The sequence below is a fragment of the Curtobacterium sp. AC273 genome (assembly GCF_979253735.1).
This window is the reverse complement of the sequence record NZ_CEEDDU010000013.1, coordinates 88,349-110,790: the sequence shown is the minus strand read 5'-3', so window position 1 is coordinate 110,790 and position 22,442 is coordinate 88,349. Positions and strand designations below refer to the sequence as shown.

The following is a 22,442-nucleotide window of genomic DNA, read 5'->3' as shown; positions in this document are numbered from 1 at the left end:
TCGGTGAACCCGGCGAGGTCGTCTGCGTCTCGGACGCCATGACGAGCGGATACTGGGGCGCGCCGGAGCAGACCGCGAAGCGCGCCGGCACCGCCCCGGACGGCACCCCGACCTGGGCGATCGGCGACCTCGGACGCTTCGACGAGGACGGCAAGCTGACGCTGCTCGGCCGCGCCGACGACGCCGTGAAGGTCCGCGGCTACCTGGTCGAGCCGAGCGAGGTCGAGGCCGCGCTCCGCACCGTCGACGCCGTGCACGAGGCCGTGGTCGTCGCCGTGAAGGCACCGCCCGCCCCGACCCGACTCGTCGCCTACGTCGTCACCAGCCAGGGTCGGCGTTCACCGTCACCCGCGGCGCTCCGGAAGGCGCTCCGCGACCTGCTGCCGGACTACATGGTGCCGACGAGCATCGTGCCGATGCCCGCCCTGCCCCGCAACGAGCGCGGCAAGGTCGACCGCGCAGCCCTGCCCGAGGCGCCGGCACTCGGCACCACCATCGGCGAGGACGGCCAGGCGCTCGCCGAGGACACCTACGACCAGTGGGAGCTCGCCGTCGGCCAGATCTGGGCCGAGGTGCTCGGGCTGCCGACCGTCGGCCCGCTCCGGCTGCCCGCCGTCGGGCTCGACAACGACTTCTCCGCGCTCGGCGGCGACTCGCTCACCGCCGAGGAACTCCTCGCCGCCGTGAGCGACCGCCTCGGGGTGGACCTGCCGTCGTCCGAACTCCTCGAGCACCCGACGCTCCGGACGTTCACGGCCCGCATCCGTCAGGGGTCCGTGGCCAGCCCGAGGCACCCGGACATCGTGACGCTCGCGCAGCGGTCCGAGGGGGCACCGGTGCGCCGGTGTTCTGCGTCGCCGGCGCGGGGGCACTCGCCCTGACGTACGTTCCGCTCACCCGCCGACTCGGCGACCGGCCGGTGTACGCGTTCCAGCAGCACGGGCTCGAGCGCCGCTCGGTGCCGGACTGGAGCATCCGCGCCATGGCCCGCCGCTACATCGAGCTCATGCGCATCGCACAGCCGAGTGGCCCGTACACGATCGTCGGGCACTCGTTCGGTGGACTCGTCGCGGTCGAGATGGCCGCCCTGCTGACCGCCGCCGGTCAGCAGGTCAGCCGGGTGGTCCTCCTCGACACCTACCTGCCCGAGCAGGCCGCCGACCAGGCCGACGTCGTCGAGTTCGGCGAGCTGGACCTCGGGCGCGCCCGTTCCGGTCGCGGTCGCGGTCTGGGCCTCGGCGCGGGCCGTCGTCGACCGCACGAGCACGTTCCGCAAGCGTGTCGTCGCTCCCTTCGGCGAGGTCGGTCGGCACCGCCCGCGCGTACGGCGCCGGTGTCGTCCAGGTGGCAGGGGCAGCGCCAGTTTCGGGCGTTCTTCGACCACGCGCTCGTCGTCTCCCGCGGGTACCGCCCGCCGGCGTTCGACGGTCCGGTCACCCTCGTGATCGCCGACGGCAACGAGACCGGCAGTGCACGGTGGGCGCCGTTCCTCCGTGGCGAGGTGGACGAGGTGCGCATGCACTGCGAGCACAGCTCGGTCCTGCGCGAGCCGCACGTCGAGGAGCTCGCGGCAGCGCTCGCCGAGCGCTTCGAGGCTGAGCGCCGCGGCGCTCGCGGGCTGAGCACCGGCGCCCGTTCCTTCCCATCACGCGTGCAGTAGGAGCGGAATCGGGCGTAGGGGTCGGAACTTCCGACCTCCTACGCCCGAATCGACCGACCACGCCCGGAACGACCTACTTGATGCCGGTGGACGCGATGCCCTGCACGAACTGCCGCTGGAACGCCAGGAACACCACGAGCAGGGGCAGCACCGTCACGGTCGCCGATCGCCATAACCGCGCCCCACGGCGAACTGAACGCCGGGTTGTTCGTCAGCGTGGACAGGGCCACCGGCACGGTGAGGTTCTCGTTCCCCTGCAGCACGACCAGCGGCCACAGGAAGTCGTTCCACCGGGTCATGAACCCGAGGATCACGAGCACCCCGACGAGCGGTCCGCAGGTGGGGAGCACGACGCGGAAGAACGTCTGGAACTCCCCGGCTCCGTCCAGGCGCGCCGCTTCCATGAGGGCGTCCGGTACGCCGAGCATGAACTGCCGGGCGATGAAGATCCCGACGACGTCGAACACCGTCGGCAGGATGACCGCCCAGGGGGAGTCGACGAGCCCGAGCTTCGCGACGACGAGGAAGCTCGGCACGATCGTCACCTGGATCGGGATCATGATCGTCACGAGGAACGCCGCGTACAGCAAGCCGCGGCCGCGGAACCGGAACTTCGCCAGCGCGTAGCCCGCCATCAGCGACACGACGACGCTCAGGGCGGTGCCGACCGAGGTGATGAGCGCCGAGTTGCCGAGCCACCGCCACACCGGCTGCGTGGCGAACACCTGCGCGTAGTTGTCGAAGGTCGGGTCCGCGGGGAAGAGCGTGAACGTGCTGCTCTGCGACTGGCCGCCCCGGCGCCAGCGCCGAGACGATCATCCAGTAGAGCGGGAACACCATGACGATCGCCAGGGCGGAGAGCCCGGCGACGAGCAGCCACCGGCCGGGTCGGCGCCGGGAGCCAGGACGGACTGCACGGGTTTCGAGGACGGCCATCAGAGCATCTCCTCCGCCTTGCGGTTGGCTCTGCTGCCGGAGCAGCGTGAACACGAGCAGGATCGCGACGAGCACCAGTCCGAGCGCCGCGGCGTAGCCCATCCGGGCGTCGATGAACGCCGTGCGGAACACGTACTGGATGAGCACCGTCGTGGAGAACCCGAAGCTCGCCGCCGGTCATCACGTAGATCACGTCGAACGACTGCAGCGAGAACACGACGTTGAGGATGAGCAGGATCGACGTCGTCGGGCGGAGGAGCGGCCAGGTGATCGTCCGGAACCGGACCCAGCGGGATGCCCCGTCGATCGCGGCGGCCTCCTTCAGCTCGGCGGGGACTGACTGCAGCGCGCCGAGGTAGATGACCATGCAGAAGCCGATCCGCGTCCACACGACGACGAGAACCAGGGTCGCCATCGCCCATCCGGGTGCGGTCAGCCACGGCACCCGACCGAGACCGAGGGCCTCGAGCAGGTTGTTCACGACGCCGTAGTCACCGTTGAAGATCCACGACATGATCACGCCGACGACGACACCCGCGGCCACCATCGGCACGAAGAACAGTGCGCGGAAGACCCCACGGCCGGGGAGCGGCCGGTTGAGTGCCACCGCGAGCGCCAGGCCGATCGCCATCGAGGTCGGCACGGTGCCGACCGTGAACACGAGTGTGTTCTTCAGCGCGGTCGCGATGAGCGGGTCGGACCCCATCGCCGCGAAGTTGCCGGCGCCGATCCAGTCCCCGTCGCTGACGGACGTGCTGCTGTCGCGGAGGCTCAGCAGGATCGCCACGATGATCGGTACGAGCGAGAATCCGAGGAACAACAGGCCGGCGGGCCCGATGAAGACGTACGGGACGAAACGGCCGCCTCGCTTCCGCGTCCGGCCGGCGGCAGGGACGCCACCCGTCGGCGTTCTCGGCGTGGTTCGCACCGGCGCGGTCTCAGTTCGCAGTGACACTGCGCATCGCCTCCATCATCTGGCTCGAAGCCTCCTTCGGGCGGAGCTGCCCGAGGAGACACAGGTCGAGGTAGTCGGCGAAGACGGCGTTGAGGGACGAGAAGTACTGCCCGCTCTCCGCCTTCACCATGGAGAGCGGGATCGTGGCGCCCTGGTCGATGAACTGCTGCATGGTGTCGCTGTGCGCTTCGTAGCCGATGTCGGCTGCGTCCGAGTGACTTCCGGGCGGGGAGCCAGTTGCCGTTGTGGCAGAACTCCTCGATCTTCGCCCGGCTGGTGATCATCACGACGAGCTCGGCGGCGAGCTCCGGGTACTTGCTCGACTTCGTCACCGCGAGAGCGTTCCCCCCGAGGTCGCTGGCCTCGCCGGTGTTCCGCACCATCGGCGCGGTGCCCCAGTTGTCCGGGAGTTCCTGGTCGAGCTGCGTCATCGGTTCCGGATTGTTGAGCATCATGCCGATCTGTCCGGTCATGAAGAGGTTCCGGGCGACGTCCCCACCGCCGGTCTTGCTGAGGTTCCCGGTGGTGGCGAGCCCCTCGGCGTACCACTTCCGGCCGAACTCGAGCGCGCCGATCGCCTCCGGGGTGTCCATCGACGGGGTGGCGCCGTCGTCCCCGAGGAAGGCGCCGCTGTTCTGGTAGACGAACGGCAACCAGCGGTACGCGGTCTCCGGGCCGCTCCAGCCGTAGCCGAAGGCGTACCTGCCGGTGACCTTCTTGACCTCGCGCGCGATCTCGAGGAACTCGTCCCAGCTCCACGCGTCGGCGATCGCCGACGGCGGGGTCACCCCGACCTGCTGCATGACGTCGCGGTTGTAGTAGGTGATGAAGTTGTCGGTGTGCTGGAACACTCCGAAGACACCGTCGTTCCGCGCACCGATCGCCCAGAACGGCTTCGTGTAGTCGGACTGGTAGTCGGCGGGGATGTGCCCGCTGATGTCCACCAGGCTGCCGTTCGCGGCGTACCGGCCGATCTGCTGCGGGGTGATCCGGATGATGTCAGGGGCGAGGTCGGCCGCCAGACGCGTGATGAACCACTGGTGGAACTGACCGGTCGTGACCTCGACGGAGACGCTCGTTCCGGGGTGCTTCGCGACGAACTCGTCGGCGATCGACTGGTAGCTGGTGATGTCGGTCGGGATGTTCCAGGTCGACAGGCGGATGTGCTTCGTTCCGCCGTGGCCGGCGGTTCCTGGCCGGCGCACGCTGCGAGCGCGCCGGCCATCGAGATCCCGGCGAGGGCGAGGAACCCCCGTCTGGCGAGCTGCGGGGATGGTCGGGTCGGCATGGTCCTCTCCTTTGAGGTCGTGGTGCCGTGTCGTTCGGACGGGAGGCGCGGGGTGCGCGTACGGGGCGCCGCGCGTCCGACGTGGGGTCGCGTCCTGGACCCGACCCCACGTCGGGCGCGACGGTTCGGACAAGCGCGGGGCGGGCCTCCCGGTCGGCCACCGGTGGAGCGGTGACCGCGTCCGCCGGACGCAGCGACTCGGGGAGCAGCGCCGCGTGGGCATGCAGGAGCTCGTCGGTCATCTCCGCGATCCGGTCCAGGGTGAGGTGCGCCGCCGTCAGCGGGTCGAGCGCGACGGCGTGGTGCACGTGCTCGACGTTCCCGGTGAGCGCTGCACGAACCGCCAGGGTCTGCACGTTCGTGTTCGTGCGGTTGATCGCGGCGAGCTGCGGCGGGAGTTCGCCGAACGACGTCGGCTGCACGCCCTTGCCGTCGACCAGGCACGCGACCTCGACGCAGGCGTCGGACGGCAGGTTCTGGATGACGCCCGTGGCGTTCGGCACGTTGCCGTAGACCACCGCCGGCACACCGGTGACGATCGCGTTCACGATGCTCGCGCCGTACTCGACGCTCGGCGTCAGGTCGGCCTTGAGCTTCTCGAGTTGCGTGTCCACGTCGCCCTGCTCGTCGTGCGCGAGGCAGATCTCGTAGTAGTCCCAGCGCTCCGGGATGTACTCCAGCACCGTCTCCGGGTCCTTGCGGAAGTACGGCACGTACTCGCTGGCGTGGTGGCTCGACTCGGTCTCGAAGTACCCGAACGAGCGCATCAGTTGGGTGCGGACCTGCTCGTTGCCGCCCTCGTAGTTGCTCGCCGCCGCGGCTGCCTCGCTGTGGTCGCCGTCGTCGTCGTGCAGGTCGGACGCCGCGATGCCCCGCTGGTGCTTCGCCGTCATCACCTCGCGCAGACGCGGGTACAGGTCTTCGCCGTTCCGCCGCGTGAACTCGAGGATCCATGCCTGGTGGTCGATGCCGGCACTGACGAACTCGACCTCCTCGTAGGGCACGCCGAGGGTGCGGGCGAGCATCCGGGTGGTCCCCTGCACGCTGTGGCAGAGGCCGACCGTGCGGAGGCCCTTCGCGTTGAGGAACGCCGTGGCCATCGCCATCGGGTTCGCGTAGTTGATGAACTGCGCGTCCGGGCAGAGATCGAGAGCGTCGCGGGCGATGTCCTCGTAGGCGCGGACCGACCGGAGGAACCGGAACACGCCGCCGGGCCCCACGGTGTCGCCGACGGCCTGGGTCGATCCCGTACTTCCGGGGGATCTCGACGTCCCACTTGTACGACTCGACCCCGCCGACCTGGAAGGTGATGATGACGACGTCCGCGTCGGCGAGGGCTTCGCGGCGGTCGGTGGTCTCGAGGACCTCGACCCCGAGGCCGTGGTGCGCGACGAGCTCCCGTGCGGCCCTCGCAGTGCGGGCGACCCTGCCCGCGTCGAGGTCCATGAGGTGCAGCGTCGCGTCCTGCAGCGCCGGGAAGCTGACGAGGTCGCCGATGAGCCGGAACGGGAAGACGAAGCCGCCGGCGCCGATGATGGTGATCTTGGTCATGTCGTCACGCTACGAACGGCCCGGGGTGCGGTCCTCCGGCTTCCGACGACGGGGTTCCAGGATCCTCCGACGGGTCCGGACGGCACAGGCAACCGCCGGACTGCCTGTCGTAGGCTCGGGCCCGTGCTCGACGTGGAGACGGTGGAAGCGGCGTACTGGAGCCATCGCGGCCCGGCCCCGCTCATGCCGTCATCGCACCGCCACGACGACCTCGAGATCAACCTGGTGCTCGACGGTCGGCTCGACTACCGCTTCGGCGGTGCACCCGTCAGCGTGCACGCCGGGGAGATCGCGCTCTTCTGGGGCTGGACCCCGCACCAGCTCGTCGGCGACGGCACCGGCCGGGGCGAGTTCCGGTGGGTGCACATCCCGCTTGCCGAGGTGCTCGCGTGGGGGCTGCCCGACCACGACCTCGGAGCGATGCTCCTGAACCGGCCGGTCGTCGTGCCGACCCACGCCGCCGGCCGGGACGTCGAGTCGATGCTCGGGTCGTGGCAGCGGGACTTCGCGGACGACGGAACCGAGATCATCGCGAACCTCGAGGCACAGGCGCTCGTCCGGCGACTCCTCCGCCACCACCGGGACGCCGTCGACCTGCGCACCGGTGGCGGGCACGGCACCGCGGACGCCATGCACCGCGTCATCGACATGGTGCGGTTCGTCGTCGACCGCTTCCGTGAGCCGATCGAGGTCGCGGACGTCGCCGAGGCCGCGCATCTCCACCCGCACTACGCGATGACGGTGTTCCGGCAGGACGTCGGCACCACGATCCTGGAGTACCTCACCCGGTGTCGCGTGGCCGAGGCCCAGCGGCTGCTCGCCACGACCTCGATGACCACCTCGGAGATCGCGCACGCCGCGGGCTTCGGTTCGCAGTCGAGCTTCTACGCGCACTTCACGAGGGCCTGCGGCGGGCCGCCCGGCGTGTACCGGGCACGGCTGCGCTGAGCGCGGTGGACCCGCGACGTTCCTTCCCATCACGCGTGCAGTAGGAAGCGGAATCGGGCGTAGGGAGTCGGAACTTCCGACCTCCTACGCCCGAATCGACCGACCACGCCCGCAACGGCCTAACCGCAACCAGCGCGGTCAGTTGATGATCTCGCCGCGCTCGTCGGCGCGGAGCACGGCCAGCCGGTCGCGCCACGCCTGCAGGCCTCGGGCGTCAGCCGGGGCCAGTCGGTGACCTCCCGGACGACGCGGATCGGCTCGGCGCTGCGGTAGGAGCGGGTCGGGTTGCCCGGGAACTTCTTGTCGGTGACGTTGGGGTCGTCCTCGAAGGCACCGGTCGGCTCCACCTCGTACACGTGGGGGAGCCCGTCGCCCGCGGCGAGTTCGGCGGCCAACCCGGCACCGTCCGGCAGCGCCGTGAAGTACACGTGGTTCATCAGGACCTCGGGACGGTAGTTCGAGTTGAACCCCGCGGTCAGCAGGTCGCCGACGTGCAGGTCCGCCTTGGTGCCGTGGAAGAAGGGGCCGCCATCGAGTGCGTCGCTCACAGCATCAGGGTAGCGCCGGGTCCCCCTTCGGTGCAGGCCGTCTCCACCCTTCGGAGGACGCGGCCGACCGCGCCCCGCCCGTAGCGTTGCCGCCGTGATCGAAGTCGAGCACCTCACCAAACAGTACGGTCCCAAGACCGCCGTCGACGACGTCTCGTTCGTCGTCCGGCCGGGCAGTGTGACCGGCTTCCTCGGGCCGAACGGCGCCGGGAAGTCCACCACGATGCGCATGATCATGGGGCTCGACCGCCCCACCGCGGGACGGGCGACGGTGAACGGCCAGCCGTACCGCAGCTTCCGTGACCCGCTGCGGCAGGTCGGCGCCCTGCTCGAGGCGAAGGCGGTGCACTCCGGCCGGAGCGCGTACAACCACCTCCTCTCGCTCGCGGCGACGCACGGCATCCCGAAGTCCCGCGTGCACGAGGTCATCGACATGACCGGCCTGGACTCGGTCGCGAAGAAGCGCGTCGGCGGGTTCTCCCTCGGCATGGGCCAGCGGCTCGGCATCGCCGCGGCGCTCCTCGGCGACCCGAAGACCCTCATCCTCGACGAGCCGGTGAACGGCCTCGACCCCGACGGCGTGGTGTGGGTGCGACAGCTCGCACGCCGGATGGCCGCCGACGGACGGACCGTCTTCCTGTCGAGCCACCTCATGAGCGAGATGGCGCAGACGGCGGACCGCGTCGTCGTCCTCGGCCGCGGCAAGGTGCTGGCGGACGCCCCGATCGCCGAGTTCGTCGCCGGCGGCAGCGGCGGCGGCGGGGCCTCGCGCGTCGTCCTCCGGACGCCCGCCCCCGACCAGCTGTTCCAGGCGATCGGGCTCGAACGCCACGGTGACCCCGCGCGAGGACGGCTCCTTCCTGGTGGTCGGGCCGGACGCCGTGACGGTGGGCAACATCGCCGCGCAGGTCGGCGTCCCGCTGCACGAACTCACCCCGACGGGCGCGAGCCTCGAGGAGGCCTACATGGCCCTCACCCGCGACGACGTCGAGTACCGATCGGAGGGCGACCGATGACCGCCACGAACGCGCCGAGCCGGAACCGGTCGGCCACGGTGCCGGACTCGTCCGGCTCGGCTTCGGCCGCCTGGTCCGCAGCGAGTGGATCAAGCTCCGGAGCATCCGCTCCACCTGGTGGTGCTACGCCATCCTCGTGGCCGTGACCATCGGGATGGCGCTGCTCGTCGGGAGCGCGCTCGACCCGGGCGGCCCGCTCACGCAGGACCAGGCGAACGGCACCCTCGTTACGATCAACACCGCGAGCGTCTCCCTGACGGCCCTCGTCGTCGCGGTGCTCGGCGTGCTCATCATCACGGGCGAGTACGGCACCGGACAGATCCGGTCCACGTTCACCGCCGACCCCGGCCGGATCGGTGTGGTCGTCGCCAAGGCGGCGGTCCTCGCGGTCACGACCTTCGTGGTCAGCGCGGTCGCGCTCTGGATCGGCGTCGCGATCTCGGCTGCGCTGCAGGCCGGCAAGGGCGTGCACGCGGACCTCGCCGACCCGTCCGTCTTCATGCCGCTCCTCGGCGCGTCGGTGTACGTGACGCTCCTCGCGTTGCTCGCCTACGGCTTCGGCCTGCTCGTGCGGGTCGAGTGCCGGCGGGATCGCGATCACCCTCGGCCTCCTGCTCGTCCTGCCCGGCGTGCTCTCGCTGGCGGCGGGCGTGATCAACGCGCAGTGGCCCTCGGACGTCGTCACGTTCCTGCCGGCTCAGGCCGGTGGGCAGCTGTTCGCCTTCCTCGACCGGGGCGGACGCCCCGCAGCAGGCCGGCGTCGTCCTCGACGGGTGGGGTGGGTTCGCCGTCCTCCTGGCCGAGGTCGTCGTGGTGGGCGCCTTCGCGCTGACGGTCGTGCGCCGACGCGACGTCCTGACGCGACCACTCGACGGCCTGGAGGCGCGGTGCCAGCTGGCACCGCGCCTCCAGTCCGTCATCGCCGGCAGGATCTCGTACCCGGCGCATCGTGACGCCGCTGTCGAACGTCCGTTCCTCGAGCAGGTCCAGCAGCAGCGGCTGCTGGACCGCGTCGGCGGGGGAGTCGAAGAGCGGCCGCCCCGCGCCGAGCATCGCGGGGTGCGTGAAGAGCATCAGCTCGTCGAGCAGTCCCGCCGCGAGCAGCTGCGTCGCCAGGTGCGCCCCGCCCACGCCGATGTCGCCCTCGGACTCCTCGCGGAGCGCCCCGAGCCGGGCGATGGCGTCCTCGCCGATGATCGTCGTGTTGTGGTCGGCCGCCGGCGCGAGCGTGACACGAGCACCTTCGGCATGGCCGTCCAGATCGCGCCGTACTCGCGCAGGTAGCCCGGGAGCGACTCGTCGGAGCGCGCCTCCGGCCAGAACGGGTCCATCATGTCGTGGATGATCCGGCCCTCGACGGCCATCGTCATCGCTGCCGCCCGCTCGTTGAAGAACCGGTGCAGCTGCTCGTCGATGCGGAGCCACTCCGGGTCGCCGTCGTTGCCCTCCGTGCCCGGGCGCCCCTCGATGAAGCCGTCGAGCGACACGTTCATCCAGTACACGAATCGTGCGGGCACGTCGGACTCCTTCGTCTCGCGCCGAGGGTACGCCCGCTCCGCACCCGGTGCGAGGGTCGTTCGACACCGGAACCAAGCGTGACATCGTCACAGGGAAGTCATAGGGTGCCCCGTGTCGGCCCTGAACCCGCCGACGTCCACGGAACCCGCGAGCGGCCACGACGTCGTGCCCGCCCACCCGTGGTGCCCGACGCGACGGCACGCAGCGCTCTTCCAGCCGCGGCCGCCTCCAGACCCCCGACTGCCTCTTCCGCGCAGCCGCACGTCTTCGTACCCGGATCCTCCATCCAAGGAGCGCACCATGCACCGAACACTGCTCGTCGGCGCCGTCGCCGCGATCGCACTCGCGACCGTGGCCGTCGGCGCACCCGCCCAGGCCCACAGCCCCGACCACCGGGTCCCCGGCTCCGCGTCGGCCCGGCCACCACCCTCGCGTCCGCGCTCGTCTCGCCGCTCAGCCTCGAGGTCGACCGGCGTGGCCGGGTCGACGTCACGCAGAACTTCGCGGGCCAGCTGAACCGGGTCGGCCCGGGGGCGACGACCACGACCTTCGCGACCGCTCCCGCCGGATAGGAGATTGGGGCGGTGTCCTCGCGCGGCGACTCGGTCTACTACGCCCAGAACGACCAGCCGAACGGCGTCGCGCGCCTGATGGTGCTGCCGCCCCGCGGTGCCGCACGACAGCTCGCCGACCTCGGCGCGTACGAGGCCCGGGTGAACCCGGACCGCGTCAACGGGTACGGCTTCCGTGGCCTGCCGTCGGCGTGCGCGGCGCAGGTGGACCCGACGGGTGAGGCCGGTCCGGCACGCTACCGCGGCATCGTCGACACCCCACCCGTACGCCTCGCTGGCGCAGCGCGAGGGCGTGACCGTCGCCGACGCCGGCGGCAACGACATCGTGCGTGTCGGGTACGACGGCCGCGTGTCGACCGTCGCCGTCCTGCCCCCCGCAGCCCCGGTCCGTGTCGACGCGGCGACGGCCGCGGCGTTCGGCCCCGCGTGCGTGGTCGGCTACGGGCACGCCTTCGAACCCGTCCCCACCGACATCGAGCGCGGTCCCGACGGCTGGCTCTACGTGTCGACGCTGCCGGGTGGGCCGGAGACCGCCGACCTCGGAGCCCGCGGCAGCGTCTACAAGGTCAACCCGTGGAACGGCACCGTGCAACGCGTCGCGACCGGGTTCGTCGGGGCGACGAACCTCGCCGTCGACCAGCGCACCGGCGTGGTGCTCGTCAGCGAGCTGTTCGGCGGAGCGGCCGGTACCGGGCAGATCTCGGTCGTGTCGCCGTGGTCGGGCCGCACCGTCCAGACCCTCCCCCGTCTCGTCGCCCGCGGCGGTCGAGCTCCGGAACGGGGCGCTCTACGCCACGACCGACGCGTTCGTGCCGGACGCCGAGGGCAACCCGCAGCCGATCGGCAAGGTCGTCCGGTGGAGCATCACCAACGGCACGGACCACCGCTGGGGTGACGACGGGGCGCGCGGCTGGCAGTGACGGCCTGTGCTGCGTGGCGACGAGGGGACTGACGCCGTGGACATCGACCCGGACGAGTACCGCCGCACGTTGGACCGCGCCGCGCAGCACGCGCTCGACTGGATCGCCAGCCTGCCCGACCGGACCGTCCGACCCGAGCAGGACGTCGAGGGCGTGCTCGCCGCCCTCGACCGTCCGCTCCCGGACGGTCCGGCGGACCCGGCCGGGGTGGTCGACGAGCTGGCCGCCCTCGCCGGGCTGGGACTCATGGCGATGCCGTCCTGGTCGGTTCTTCGGCTGGGTGATCGGCGGCACGCTGCCCGCGGCGATGGGAGCCGACTGGCTGGTCAGCGCCTGGGACCAGAACGCAGCGATGCGGTACCCGACGCCCGCCACCGCCGCACTCGAACAGGTGGCGGGGACGTGGTTGCTCGACGTGCTCGGGCTGCCGCCGGAGTCCGACGTCGGCTTCCACGACCGGCGCGACGATGGCGAACTGGACCGGGCTCGCCGCCGCCCGCGCCTGGGTGCTGAACCGCGTCGGCTGGGACGTCAACACCGCCGGACTGGCCGGGGCGCCGGCCGTCACCGTGCTCGCCGCGCCGAACGGCACACCTCGCTCGACCTCGCCCTCCGGTACCTCGGGTTCGGGACACCGACCCTGGTCGCCGCGGACGAACAGGGTCGGATCACGGTCGACGACCTCGCGCCCACCTCGACCGCGTCGACGGCCCGGTGATCGTCTGCCTGCAGGCCGGCAACCTGCACTCCGGCGCGTTCGACCCGATGCGCGCCGCGATCGCACTCGCCCACGAGCACGGCGCCTGGGTGCACGTGGACGGGGCGTTCGGGCTGGGGCGGCGGCGAGCCCGTCGCCCGGTCGGCCCTCGGCGCCGGGCTGGACGGCATCGAGACCGCGGACTCGTGGGCGACGGACGCGCACAAGACGCTCAACGTGCCGTACGACTGCGGGGTGGCGATCGTCTCGCGGCCGTCGGTGACCCGCGCGGCGCTGGGGACGCAGACGGCGTACTCATCCGCGACCCGGCGGACGTCTCGGAGCCGTTCGACCTGGTGCCCGAGATGTCCCGGCGGGCCCGCGGTGTGCCGGTGTGGGCGGCGCTCCGGCAGCTCGGCCGGTCCGGTGTCGTCGCGCTCGTCGACCGACTCGTGGCGAACGCCCGGCCCCTGGCCGACGGACTCCGGGCGCTGCCCGACGTGCAGGTCGTCAACGACGTCGTGTTCACGCAGGTGTGCCTGACCTTCGGCTCCGACGAACGCACCCGAGCGGTCACCGCCCGGCTCATCGCGGACGGTGACGTGCGGATGTCCGGCTCCCGGTGGAGAGGGCAGGACGTGCTCCGCATCTCGGTGAGCAACTGGTCGACCGACGCGGACGACGCGCGGTTCTCGGTCGAGGCGGTGCGGCGGGCGATCGTGGAGACCGCGGCGACCGCCGCGACGCTCCAGGCGTGAGTCGCGGTCCGCCCGCAGCCACGCGGACGGATGACGAACGCCCGGTGAACCGGAGCGCCGTCCTGTCCGGACAGGTTCGAGCTGCACGCGGGCGACGTGTTAGCGTCCTCGCGACAGCGCCTAGGGTTCCGGGACTCACCGTCCGCCTGGTCCGAGCGGCGCCACGCCCCGCCACCGAGCGCGGAGCGTCATTCTGAACGGACAAAAGCCTGGAGGACCCTCCCCGTCGCGCCGCGCGTCGGGTGGAAGGTCCTGCCGTGTCTCCGTTCGCCGTCCTCCTCGTCCTCTCCGCCGCCGTGGCGCACGCATCGTGGAACGTGCTCGCGCACGGGGTCAGTCGCATCGGCCTGCCCTTCCTCTGGCTCGGCGCGGTCTCGAGCGTCGTCGTCTGGATCGGCGTCGTCCCGTTCACCGGGGGGCTCGGTTCCGGGAGCGTCGGGGCGTTCCTGCTCGGCATCGTCGTCTCGGGCCTGCTGCACGTGGCCTACATGCTCGTGCTGCAGCGGGGGTACCGGGTCGGCCGGCTGTCGACCGTGTACGCGACCGCGCGGGGGACCGGCCCGACGATCAGCGTCGTGCTCGCGGTGACCCTGCTCGGCGAACGGCCGTCGTGGTGGTCGCTCGCCGGTGGCCTGCTCGTGCTGGTCGGCGTCGTCGCGGTGGGGCTGGCGGATCGCGGCGACGGCGCCCCCGTCGGACGCGTCCTCTCGCCCGGACGGCGCCGGGTCGACCCCGGGCTTCGTCGCCGGTCTGCTGACCGGGGTGGCGATCGCGGCGTACACGATCTGGGACGCCCACATCGTCCGGGGCGGCGCCTCGCCCGTGGCCTTCATGGTCGGGTGCACCGCGGTCGAGGTCGTCCTGTTCGGGGCGGCCCTCGGTCCGCGCCGACGGGAGGTGCTGCCCGTGCTCCGTGCGCACTGGGCCCGGGTGCTGGCCTTCGGAGTGCTCTCACCGTTGTCGTAACATCCTCGTGCTCCTCGCGATCACCATCGCGCCGGTCGCCCTCGTCGCCCCGATGCGCGAGGTCAGCGTCGTGCTGGTGAGCGTCTTCGGGGTCGTGGTCCTCCACGAGGGCCGAGCAGGTACGCGGATCGCGTCGTCGGTCGTGGTGCTCGCCGGCATCGCGCTGCTCGCCGTCTGAGCGGAGACCGGCAGCGCCGGGGCACGACCCCGACTCCGCCTGTCCGGACAGGTGCATGCCGTGTTCACCTCCCGGACAGGTCGGGTGCACCGTCCGGGCACGGCCCTTCACCTGTCGGCTGTCACAGCTGCGGCGTCCTGAGCGGACACCCGACCCCACCGCCCGAAAGGTCACCATGCCCATCCCCGCCCTCAAGCCCCTGGTCGCAATCGCCGGCGCCCTGGTGCTCGCCGCCACGCTCAGCCCCTGCTCCGCCGGGTCGACGGCGGCGGCCGGCAGCGACGAGACCGCGTCCACGAAGTACGCCGCCGACGCCGACACGATCGTCTTCGGCGTCGTGCCCGACTCGGTCGACACCGAGACCAACTACCAGCCGCTGATGGACTACCTCGCGAAGGAGACCGGCAAGAAGGTCGAGTACCACGAGTCGACCGACTACGCCGCCCTCATCGAGGCCTCGGTCGCCGGCAAGATCGACGTCGCCTCGTTTTCCGGCTTCACCTACGTGACGGCGAAGAACAACGGCGCGAAGATCACGCCGATCTGGTCGATCATCACCGCCGAGGGGCAGAAGCCCGGCTACTACAGCGAGGCAATCGTCCCGAAGGACAGCGACATCACCTCGCTGAAGGGCTTCGAGGGCAAGAAGGTCTGCTTCGTGGACCCGTCCTCGACGTCCGGCTACCTCTTCCCGAGCTACAACCTGCTGAAGGCCGGCATCGACCCGACCAAGGACGTCACGCCGGTCTTCGCCGGCAAGCACGACGTCAGCGTGCAGAAGGTCGCCGCAGGCACCGAGTGCGACGCCGGCTTCGCCGAGGACAGCGAGGTCGAGAAGAGCAAGGACGTGAAGGTGGTCGCGAAGACGATGGTGCCCGGCGCGCCGATCGTCGTGTCCGACACCCTGCCGCAGGCCGAGAAGGACACCGTCACGAAGGCGCTGTCCGACGTCACCATCGACGACATCATCGCCGCAGGTGTCACGAGCGCGGACAGCGACGGCTTCCGCAGCGTCTTCTACGGCACGAAGCCGGTCGACGACGGCTACTACGACCTGATCCGCGACATCTGCAAGACGACCAAGTCGAGCACCTGCCAGGCATGACGTCCAAGTCGAGCACCTGCCAGGCATGACGTCCGACCGCCGGAACCCGACAGTCCGAGGAAGCACCATGACGTACCACGACCACCAGCACGACCAGGCGCCGGCAGTGGCGATCACCGCCCTGACGAAGCGCTTCGGTGACACGACCGCCCTCAATGACGTGTCGCTCACCGTCCAGCCGGGCGAGGTCGTCGTCCTCCTCGGACTGTCCGGTCCGGCAAGTCCACGCCGCTCCGGCACGTGGACGCCCTCGAGGTCCCGACCTCCGGCTCCGTCCCGGTCGGCGGGACCGCCGTGCACGACCTGTCCGGACGGCGGCTCCGCGACCTGCGCCGGCAGGTCGGCTTCGTGTTCCAGCAGTTCGAGCTCGTGCCCGCGCTGACGGTGCTGGAGAACGTCCTGACCGGGGCACTCGCCACCCTGCGGGGGCTGCGGCTCGGCCTGTGGTCCTACCCGCGTCGACTGCGGCACCGCGCGCTCGCACACCTGGACCGCGTCGGACTGCTCGACCGCGCCTACCAGCGGGCGGACACCCTGTCGGGCGGGCAGCAGCAGCGCGTCGCGATCGCCCGGGCGCTCATGCAGGACCCTCCTCGTCCTGCTCGCCGACGAGCTGGTCGCGTCGCTCGACCCCGAGTCGAGCGGTCAGGTCATGGCGCTCATCCGCGAGATCGCCGCCGAACGGGGCTGACGGTGCTGTGCAGCCTGCACCAGGTCGACCTCGCGCTGTCCTGGGCCGACCGGATCGCCGGACTCCGGCACGGCGAGGTCGTCCTCGACACCCGCACCGAGGGACTCGGCAAGGCGCAGGTAATGGAGATCTCACGGCCAGGTCGCGACGTCGACCGACGAGTTCGCGGCCGCCGAGGCACTGCGCGACGCACCCGCCCACGCCACGAGCGGGCAGCGGGCATGACCGCCGTCGCCGAGCGGCCCGCCGTCGGCTCCCACCGCCCGCCCGAGCAGGCCGTCGCGGCGGCACCACGCCGACGTCGCCGGAGCGCGTCGCCGCCGGGCTGACCCTCGTCGCCCTGGCCGTGCTGGCGTGCGTCGCCCTGGCCCGGATCGACATCTCGGTGCCGAACATGGTCGCGTCGTGGTCGAACGCGGAGCACTTCTTCCAGCGGGTCGGCACCGTCCGGCTCCCCGACGCGGCGACGCTCGTGCAGCAGACCGCGCTCACCGTGGGGCTCGTGCTGCTCGGCACCCTGCTCGCCGCCGGGCTGAGCGTGCCCGTCGCGTACCTCGCCGCCGGCAACACCAGCCCGGGGCGCGGCTGGATCGCAGCCGCACGGTTCGTGAGCGTCCTGACCCGCGCGGTCCCGGACGTCGTGCTCGCGATGGTGTTCGTGCTGCTGTTCACGATCGGCCCGCTGCCCGGCATCCTCGCCATCGGCATCCACTCGATCGGCATGATCTCGAAGCTCTTCGCCGACGCCATCGAGCAGATCGACGAGGGACCGCGCACCGCGATCCGCGCCACCGGGGCACCCGCCTGCGGCAGTGCACCGCCGGTGTCCTGCCCCAGGCGCTGCCGTCGCGGGTCGCGACGATCCTGCACCGCAACGACATCAACCTGCGCGGGTCCGTCATCCTCGGGTACGTCGGCATCGTCGGGCTGGGCCGCGAGATGTCGTTCGCGTTCAAGTCCCTCGACTACTCGCTCGGCATCGGGTACGCGATCGTCATCTTCGCGCTCTGCGTGCTCATGGAGATGGTGTCGAGCCTGGTCCGCGCCGCCATGCTCGGCATCGCGCTGACCGGCCGCGGGATCGGCGCGAGCGCGATCCGGGCACGCATGCGCCGCCGGCAGGCCGGCAACGCACCGACCACGCCGCGCAGCCGCCACCGCACCGCGCTTCGCCACCCCGAGGACGCCTCCGCCGCTCCGTGGACCGCCGCCCGCGTCCGCACGACAGTGTGGTCCTGGTCGCGATCCTCGTCGTGATCGGCAGCGTCGTCGTGCGCGGACACCGCCTGGGGCGACCTCGGCACCGTGTGGGGGAAGACCCCGCCGGTCGCCGCCGGGTTCTGGCCGCCGTCGTTCGGCAGCTACGGTGCCGGCGTGATGGTCTCGGCGATGTTCGACACCGCCGCCATCGCGCTCGCCGCCACCCTGCTCGCGCTCGTGTTCTGGATGGTCATCGGCTCGTTCGCGGCACGCAACGTCGCACCGACCGGCGGCGTCCTGACCGCGCCCGGTTCCTGCTGGTCGTCGTGCGCGGCATCCCGGAGACGATCCTGGCCGTGGTGCTCATCGTCATCACCGGCCTCGGCGCCCAGGCGGGCACCCTCGCACTGGCGTTCGGCGGCATCGGCCTGCCGGGAGCTCGCCGCCGACTCGCTGGAAGAGGTGCAGCCTGGACCGAGCGTGCCCTCACCGCCACGGCGCGACGCGCTTCCAGCGCTACGCCGGGGCCACGGTGCCGCAGGGCATCCGCGCGATGATCGGTCACACGTTCTACCTCGTCGACACGAACATCCGAGCCGCGACGATCCTCGGCATCGTCGGTGGTGGTGGGATCGGCTACTACCTGCTCAACGCCGCGCAGGGCTCGAACTACGCGTCGGTCACCGGGATCGTGCTCATGATCCTGGCCACGGTGCTCGTCGTCGAGGGCACCGCCATGTGGATGCGGAGGGTCTTCCGATGAGCACGACGAACACGTCGGCGCAGGCGCCGGTGCCGAACACGTCGACGTCCTGGTCGTCGGCGCCGGGATCGTCGGACTCGGCATCGCCTACGAGGCGATGCTCCGCGGCGCACGCGGCGCGGTCGTCGACCGCGCCGCCGGTGTCGTCGGCGCGAGCGTCCGCAACTGGACACGCGTGCATCACCCCGCAGACCGGTGACGCCGCCGAGTACGCCCAGGAGGCGCGGCGCCGGTGGACGACGCTGGCCCCGCTCGCGGGGTTCGTCGCGCGTGAGCGCGGGGCGCACGTCGTGGCGCGACGACCGGAGGAGCTCGCGGTGCTCGAGGAGTACCGGTCGGCGGGCGCCGACCCCCGCCTGCTCGACGCCGCCGGCATCGCCGACGCCGTCCCGGTGGACGCGTCGAGTGCGATCGGGGGAGCACACCCCGCCCAGGACCTGCAGGTCGACCTCGGGAGGCAGCGCCCGCCATCGCCGCGTGGCTCGCCACCCAGGGCGTCCGGTTCCACCCGCGGACCGCTGCGCTCGGCATCGAGACCGGCGCGGTCCGCACGGCACGCGGCGACATCAGCGCCGACCGGATCGTCGTCTGCACCAACCACGACGCCGACCAGCTGTTCCCCGAGCTCGCCGAGCGCGCTGGCGTCGTGCGCTGCCGGCTGCACATGCTCCGCGCCGCCATCCAGCTGACGTTCCCGCTCGCGACGCCGCCTCACCGGGTGGTCGCTGCTGCGGTACTCCGGGTTCGCGGGGACGCCGAGCGCCCCCGCACTGCGGATCGGCGCTCGCCGCGGCCCTGCCCGAGGGCATCCGCTGGGACCTGAACCAGATGTACATCGTCACCCTCGGACGGCAGCGCCATCGTCGGGGACACGCACGAGCGCGACGTCGACGCGCCGCCGTTCCAGTCCGAGGACGGCTTCCGGCTGCTCCTCACGGAGACCGAGCGGTTGTTCGGGGCGCCCGTCCGGGTGCTCGACCGGTGGCAGGGCGTCTACGCGTCGTCGCCCCGGCAGGAGTTCCTGCTGGAGCGGCCGCTGCCCGGCGTGGACGTGGTGACGGTGACCACCGGCATCGGCATGACCACCGGACTCGGCCTGGCGCCCGCCGTGCTCGACGCGCGTGATCGCGCGGTGCTGCCGCGCGCATCAGGCGCGCGACAGCACCGCACGGCCGGCGACCCAGACTCCGACGACCCGCTCACCGCGGACGGCGACGAAGTCCGCCCGGCGCCCGGCGGTGAGCACTCCGCGGTCGTGGAGGCCGGCGCGCTCGGCCGGGGCCGCGGTGACGGTCCGGACCAGGGCACGGAACGGTGCGACCCCCGCCGCCTCGGCCGCGCGGAGTCCGGGCAGCAACGACCCGAGGTGGTAGTCGGAGGTCACGACGTCGGCGTCACCGGTGGCCAGTGCGCTCCGGGCCGACGGACCGGAGCCGTGTGACCCGCCGCGCCAGAGGTTGGGGGCGCCGACGACGACGCCGAGGTCCAGCGCCCGCGCCTCGGCGGCGGCGTCGTCGGTGACGGGGAACTCGGAGATCCCGACCCGAGCCGGTGCGCGGTGCGGACGGCCTCGACGGAGTCGTCGTCGTGCGCGGCGAGGACGACCCCGGCGGAGCGGGCGACCGCTGCGATGCGCTCCCGGCGGTGGGCGACGCCCGGAGCACCCGCGCGGAACCGGGCCAGGCGAGCATCGAGCTCGTCGTCGTCGACACGGTCGAGGGCACGGTACGCCCGACGCCACCGGGCTTCGTCCGGGTACTGGCCGCGACCCGGTGTGTGGTCCATGGACGAGACGAGTCCGACGTGCTCCGGGTACGCCGCGACGAGCTCGTCGAGCGCGGTGACGGTGGCGTCGCTCGTGACGTCGACGCGGAGGTGCACGCGGACGTCGAGCGGCAGGCGGACCTGCGCGAGGGCGTCGAGGACGGCGCGAGCGTGGGCGGCGCCACGGGCCGGGACCGTCTCCGGCTCGATCGAGCAGCAGAGGAACGCGGTCGTCACCCCGGCGAGCAGGGCGTCCGCGGCGAAGGCGTCCAGCGCGTGCGGCAGCGGGACGCCGACACCGGGGCGGGGCTGCTCGAACCGGGCGAGGGAGTCGGCGTGCAGGTCGACGAACCCGGGCAGGACCTCGACGTCGCCGAGGTCGACGACGTCCTCCTCGGCGTCGGCGTCGGGCGCGACGACGACACCGTCCCGGACCTGCAGGACGGTGTCGGTCATCGCGCCGTCGCCGGTGTGGACGCGGGCTGCGCGGTAGGTCGTCACCTGGATCATCATGGCGTCGGCACGACCAGGCGGCGGAGGTTCCCGGCCGAGGGCGGCGTCACCACCGCGCGACCGACGCCGTCCAGACCGACCGGACGCTCGACCAGGTCGGCGAAGGGCAGCGCGGTGTCGGCGAGGAACGCGACCGCCGCGGCGAGGTGTCGCGGCGCGTAGTTGTGCACGCCGACGATCCGGAGGAGTCCGCGGACGATGCGCTCCGGGCCGAGCGACACCGGGCGGCTGGCGGACACCGCCCCCACGAGCACCGCGGTGCCGCCGACGTCGAGGGCGTCCACCGCGGTCTCGACGGCGTCCGGGTAGCCGGAGAGCTCGAGGGCGACGTCGACCACGCCGACCGGGCTCCCCGGGGCGACGGCGGTCTCGGCCCCGAAGCACACCGCCCGGGCGCGCCGTTCGGCGTTCGGGTCGGACACGGTGACCGTGGCACCGGCCGCCGCGGCCATCGCGACCGCGGTGATGCCGAGCATGCCCGCGCCGGTGACGAGCACCCGGGCCCCGGCGAGCGGACGGTCGACGGCGTCGAGGCCGGCGGCGACCGTGGCGGTGGCACAGGCCGCCGGGGCGGCGACCGCTGCGGGCAGGTGCTCCGGCACCACGGCGATCGCGGTACCAGGCAGGAGCACGCAGTGGGTCGCGAAGCCCCCGTTGAGCGTCCAGTCGGCCGTCGATTCCTCGTGCCCGTACTTGCGGAGCGCTCGGCACTTCTGCGGCATGCCCGCGGTGCACCGGTCGCACGTGCCGCACGACGCCGCGACCGACCACACCACGCGGTCCCCGATGCTGACGGGGAGCCCGGTGACGGTCGGGGCGGGTGCGCCCGGGCCGAGCGCGACGACCCGCCCCACCTGCTCGTGGCCGAGGACGCCCGGTGCCGGCCCGGCCCGGTGGCCCAGCGCGGTGTGCAGGTCGCTGCCGCAGACGGTCGCCGCCTCGACCGCGACGAGGACGCCCCCGGACGGCAGCACGACGCCGCCCGCGACTCGTTCGACGGTGACCGTCCGGCCGACGCCGTGCCAGAGGGCGTACTCGGACGTCGAGCGCGGTCACGCGATCGACCGGCTCGGCGGCGCGGACGGCGTCGGCCGCGTCGACGGTGTCGAGCAGCGCCGGGACGTCGGCGACCGAGTCGAGGACGTGGGTGTGCGCCACCGTCGCGAAGTCGGCGTCGCCGTGCGTGCCGGTCCGGACGCCGGCGACGACGGACGCGCCGGCCCGGATCCCGTCAGCAGGTCCGCGACGGTGTCCCCGACGACGGCCACCCGGCGGACGTCGTCCGTCTGCGTGCGGATCACCGCCTGCAGGACCATGTCCGGGAACGGACGCCCGCGGCCCGCGTCCGACGGTGAGAGTGCGAGGTCGACGAGCCCGCGCCAGCCGAGCGCGTCGAGCACGGCGTCGCGCGTCTCCGGGGAGAACCCCGTCGTCAAGGCGACCTTCCGGCCGGAGGTGCGGAGCGCCTCCAGGCTGTCCACCGCACCGTCGACGGGACGCACCCCGCGCTCCACGGTGCGGGCGTAGGCGCGTTCGAAGGCCGCGTTGGCCGCAGCGGCGCGCGTCCGGTCACCCGTCGAACAGCGCGGTGAAGACGGCGATCTTGGACTGCCCCATCGTGTCGAGCGCGTACTGCACGGCGCGGTCGTACCCCGCGGTGCCGGCGTCCAGTCCGACGTCGGTGAGCGCGGTGCGGAAGGCGTCGACGACGACACCGCCGTCGTGGACGGTGGTCCCTGCCATGTCGAGGCAGACGAGCGAGATCATGGGGCTCCTGTGGTCCGGCTCCCGCGGCCGCGGGGCTGCCGACAGCGTCCGGTGGTGCGGTGACGCCGATCCGGTCGGGAGGTGTCCGCCAGGTGAACAGCACCGGCCGGGCCTCGCGAGCCTGTCCG

Annotated in this window: 26 protein-coding genes and 4 pseudogenes; 18 read left to right on the top strand and 12 right to left on the bottom strand. The window is 72.3% G+C overall.

Going from position 1 to position 22,442, the window contains the following annotated elements; translation table 11 throughout:
• Positions 1-38 precede the first annotated feature (38 nt).
• Both ACZ8AI_RS20500 and ACZ8AI_RS20495 read left to right on the top strand, forming a co-directional pair.
• Positions 39-881 (top strand): phosphopantetheine-binding protein, encoded by an 843-nt coding sequence (locus tag ACZ8AI_RS20500; RefSeq protein ID WP_464859726.1) that lies wholly within the window; start codon positions 39-41, stop codon positions 879-881.
• Positions 845-1,660, top strand: coding sequence for a thioesterase domain-containing protein (locus ACZ8AI_RS20495; protein WP_464859655.1), 816 nt, complete (start codon positions 845-847; stop codon positions 1,658-1,660). The genes ACZ8AI_RS20500 and ACZ8AI_RS20495 overlap by 37 nt, the downstream gene beginning before the upstream one ends.
• Before the next feature lie 38 nt (positions 1,661-1,698).
• Here the strand turns inward: ACZ8AI_RS20495 and ACZ8AI_RS20490 are convergent, their stop codons facing one another.
• The 5 genes and pseudogenes from ACZ8AI_RS20490 to ACZ8AI_RS20470 form a co-directional block, all read right to left on the bottom strand.
• Positions 1,699-2,385, bottom strand: a complete 687-nt coding sequence (locus ACZ8AI_RS20490; RefSeq protein WP_464859654.1) for a carbohydrate ABC transporter permease — start codon at positions 2,383-2,385, stop codon at positions 1,699-1,701.
• Positions 2,313-3,383, bottom strand: coding sequence for a carbohydrate ABC transporter permease (locus ACZ8AI_RS20485; RefSeq protein WP_464859653.1), 1,071 nt, complete (start codon positions 3,381-3,383; stop codon positions 2,313-2,315). The genes ACZ8AI_RS20490 and ACZ8AI_RS20485 overlap by 73 nt, the downstream gene beginning before the upstream one ends.
• The gene (locus tag ACZ8AI_RS20480; protein WP_464859725.1) at positions 3,368-4,663 is read right to left on the bottom strand and encodes an ABC transporter substrate-binding protein; all 1,296 of its coding nucleotides are present in this window, start codon (positions 4,661-4,663) and stop codon (positions 3,368-3,370) included. The genes ACZ8AI_RS20485 and ACZ8AI_RS20480 overlap by 16 nt, the downstream gene beginning before the upstream one ends.
• Positions 4,551-6,044: a family 4 glycosyl hydrolase gene (locus ACZ8AI_RS20475; RefSeq protein WP_464859652.1), complete on the bottom strand. Its 1,494-nt coding sequence runs from the start codon at positions 6,042-6,044 to the stop codon at positions 4,551-4,553. Before ACZ8AI_RS20475 ends, ACZ8AI_RS20480 begins: the two co-directional genes overlap by 113 nt.
• Positions 6,045-6,165: 121 nt before the next feature.
• Positions 6,166-6,390 (bottom strand): annotated as a pseudogene (locus tag ACZ8AI_RS20470) (family 4 glycosyl hydrolase); the annotation flags it as partial.
• A gap of 123 nt (positions 6,391-6,513) precedes the next feature.
• Between ACZ8AI_RS20470 and ACZ8AI_RS20465 the strand changes: the two are divergent.
• Positions 6,514-7,338: a helix-turn-helix domain-containing protein gene (locus tag ACZ8AI_RS20465; RefSeq protein WP_071293853.1), complete on the top strand. Its 825-nt coding sequence runs from the start codon at positions 6,514-6,516 to the stop codon at positions 7,336-7,338.
• Between the two features lie 119 nt (positions 7,339-7,457).
• Here ACZ8AI_RS20465 and arr read toward each other — a convergent pair whose 3' ends face one another.
• Entirely contained in the window at positions 7,458-7,886 is a 429-nt protein-coding gene (gene arr / locus ACZ8AI_RS20460; RefSeq protein WP_464859651.1) for an NAD(+)--rifampin ADP-ribosyltransferase, read from the bottom strand.
• 94 nt (positions 7,887-7,980) lie between these two features.
• Between arr and ACZ8AI_RS20455 the strand changes: the two are divergent.
• Positions 7,981-8,902 (top strand): annotated as a pseudogene (locus ACZ8AI_RS20455) (ABC transporter ATP-binding protein).
• Positions 8,903-8,972: 70 nt separating this feature from the next.
• Positions 8,973-9,386 (top strand): annotated as a pseudogene (locus ACZ8AI_RS20450) (ABC transporter permease); the annotation flags it as partial.
• Positions 9,387-9,583: 197 nt separating this feature from the next.
• On the opposite strand, the gene ACZ8AI_RS20445 reads toward ACZ8AI_RS20450, so the two are convergent.
• Positions 9,584-9,976 (bottom strand): hypothetical protein, encoded by a 393-nt coding sequence (locus ACZ8AI_RS20445; protein WP_464859724.1) that lies wholly within the window; start codon positions 9,974-9,976, stop codon positions 9,584-9,586.
• Positions 9,976-10,419, bottom strand: a complete 444-nt coding sequence (locus tag ACZ8AI_RS20440; protein ID WP_464859650.1) for a hypothetical protein — start codon at positions 10,417-10,419, stop codon at positions 9,976-9,978. Before ACZ8AI_RS20440 ends, ACZ8AI_RS20445 begins: the two co-directional genes overlap by 1 nt.
• A gap of 301 nt (positions 10,420-10,720) precedes the next feature.
• Between ACZ8AI_RS20440 and ACZ8AI_RS20435 the strand changes: the two genes are divergently transcribed.
• From ACZ8AI_RS20435 to ACZ8AI_RS20375, 13 genes and pseudogenes are all read left to right on the top strand, one after another.
• On the top strand, positions 10,721-10,936 hold the full coding sequence (locus ACZ8AI_RS20435; RefSeq protein WP_464859649.1) for a hypothetical protein: 216 nt from the start codon (positions 10,721-10,723) through the stop codon (positions 10,934-10,936).
• Positions 10,937-11,209: 273 nt separating this feature from the next.
• On the top strand, positions 11,210-11,887 hold the full coding sequence (locus tag ACZ8AI_RS20430) for a ScyD/ScyE family protein (protein ID WP_464859648.1): 678 nt from the start codon (positions 11,210-11,212) through the stop codon (positions 11,885-11,887).
• A gap of 61 nt (positions 11,888-11,948) precedes the next feature.
• A pseudogene (locus tag ACZ8AI_RS20425) lies at positions 11,949-13,367 on the top strand (pyridoxal phosphate-dependent decarboxylase family protein).
• A 257-nt stretch (positions 13,368-13,624) separates the two neighbouring features.
• Complete coding sequence (locus ACZ8AI_RS20420; RefSeq protein WP_464859647.1) at positions 13,625-14,413, top strand: EamA family transporter; 789 nt, start codon at positions 13,625-13,627, stop codon at positions 14,411-14,413.
• A 273-nt stretch (positions 14,414-14,686) separates the two neighbouring features.
• Positions 14,687-15,616: a phosphate/phosphite/phosphonate ABC transporter substrate-binding protein gene (locus tag ACZ8AI_RS20415; protein ID WP_464859646.1), complete on the top strand. Its 930-nt coding sequence runs from the start codon at positions 14,687-14,689 to the stop codon at positions 15,614-15,616.
• Between the two features lie 240 nt (positions 15,617-15,856).
• Positions 15,857-16,636: an ATP-binding cassette domain-containing protein gene (locus ACZ8AI_RS20410; protein ID WP_464859645.1), complete on the top strand. Its 780-nt coding sequence runs from the start codon at positions 15,857-15,859 to the stop codon at positions 16,634-16,636.
• Between the two features lie 17 nt (positions 16,637-16,653).
• Positions 16,654-17,376: an ABC transporter permease subunit gene (locus ACZ8AI_RS20405; RefSeq protein WP_464859644.1), complete on the top strand. Its 723-nt coding sequence runs from the start codon at positions 16,654-16,656 to the stop codon at positions 17,374-17,376.
• On the top strand, positions 17,331-17,564 hold the full coding sequence (locus tag ACZ8AI_RS20400) for a hypothetical protein (RefSeq protein ID WP_464859643.1): 234 nt from the start codon (positions 17,331-17,333) through the stop codon (positions 17,562-17,564). The genes ACZ8AI_RS20405 and ACZ8AI_RS20400 overlap by 46 nt, the downstream gene beginning before the upstream one ends.
• Positions 17,537-18,064, top strand: coding sequence for a hypothetical protein (locus tag ACZ8AI_RS20395; RefSeq protein WP_464859642.1), 528 nt, complete (start codon positions 17,537-17,539; stop codon positions 18,062-18,064). Before ACZ8AI_RS20400 ends, ACZ8AI_RS20395 begins: the two co-directional genes overlap by 28 nt.
• The gene (locus tag ACZ8AI_RS20390; RefSeq protein ID WP_464859641.1) at positions 18,061-18,270 is read left to right on the top strand and encodes a hypothetical protein; all 210 of its coding nucleotides are present in this window, start codon (positions 18,061-18,063) and stop codon (positions 18,268-18,270) included. Before ACZ8AI_RS20395 ends, ACZ8AI_RS20390 begins: the two co-directional genes overlap by 4 nt.
• A 97-nt stretch (positions 18,271-18,367) precedes the next feature.
• Entirely contained in the window at positions 18,368-18,469 is a 102-nt protein-coding gene (locus tag ACZ8AI_RS20385) for a hypothetical protein (RefSeq protein ID WP_464859640.1), read from the top strand.
• Between the two features lie 270 nt (positions 18,470-18,739).
• Positions 18,740-19,093, top strand: a complete 354-nt coding sequence (locus tag ACZ8AI_RS20380) for an FAD-dependent oxidoreductase (RefSeq protein ID WP_464859723.1) — start codon at positions 18,740-18,742, stop codon at positions 19,091-19,093.
• Positions 19,094-19,219: 126 nt separating this feature from the next.
• The gene (locus ACZ8AI_RS20375; protein WP_464859733.1) at positions 19,220-19,711 is read left to right on the top strand and encodes a hypothetical protein; all 492 of its coding nucleotides are present in this window, start codon (positions 19,220-19,222) and stop codon (positions 19,709-19,711) included.
• On the opposite strand, the gene ACZ8AI_RS20370 is transcribed toward ACZ8AI_RS20375, so the two are convergent.
• The 4 genes from ACZ8AI_RS20370 to ACZ8AI_RS20355 all read right to left on the bottom strand — a co-directional run bounded on the left by ACZ8AI_RS20370 (position 19,651) and on the right by ACZ8AI_RS20355 (position 22,314).
• On the bottom strand, positions 19,651-20,535 hold the full coding sequence (locus ACZ8AI_RS20370; protein ID WP_464859639.1) for an amidohydrolase family protein: 885 nt from the start codon (positions 20,533-20,535) through the stop codon (positions 19,651-19,653). The two genes, ACZ8AI_RS20375 and ACZ8AI_RS20370, sit on opposite strands and share 61 nt — an antisense overlap.
• Before the next feature lie 8 nt (positions 20,536-20,543).
• A complete protein-coding gene (locus ACZ8AI_RS20365) occupies positions 20,544-21,521 on the bottom strand; it encodes an alcohol dehydrogenase catalytic domain-containing protein (protein ID WP_464859638.1) in 978 nt (325 codons plus the stop codon).
• 78 nt (positions 21,522-21,599) lie between these two features.
• Positions 21,600-22,028, bottom strand: a complete 429-nt coding sequence (locus ACZ8AI_RS20360) for an HAD family hydrolase (protein ID WP_464859637.1) — start codon at positions 22,026-22,028, stop codon at positions 21,600-21,602.
• Positions 22,029-22,116: 88 nt separating this feature from the next.
• A complete protein-coding gene (locus ACZ8AI_RS20355) occupies positions 22,117-22,314 on the bottom strand; it encodes a hypothetical protein (RefSeq protein WP_464859636.1) in 198 nt (65 codons plus the stop codon).
• Positions 22,315-22,442: the final 128 nt, after the last annotated feature.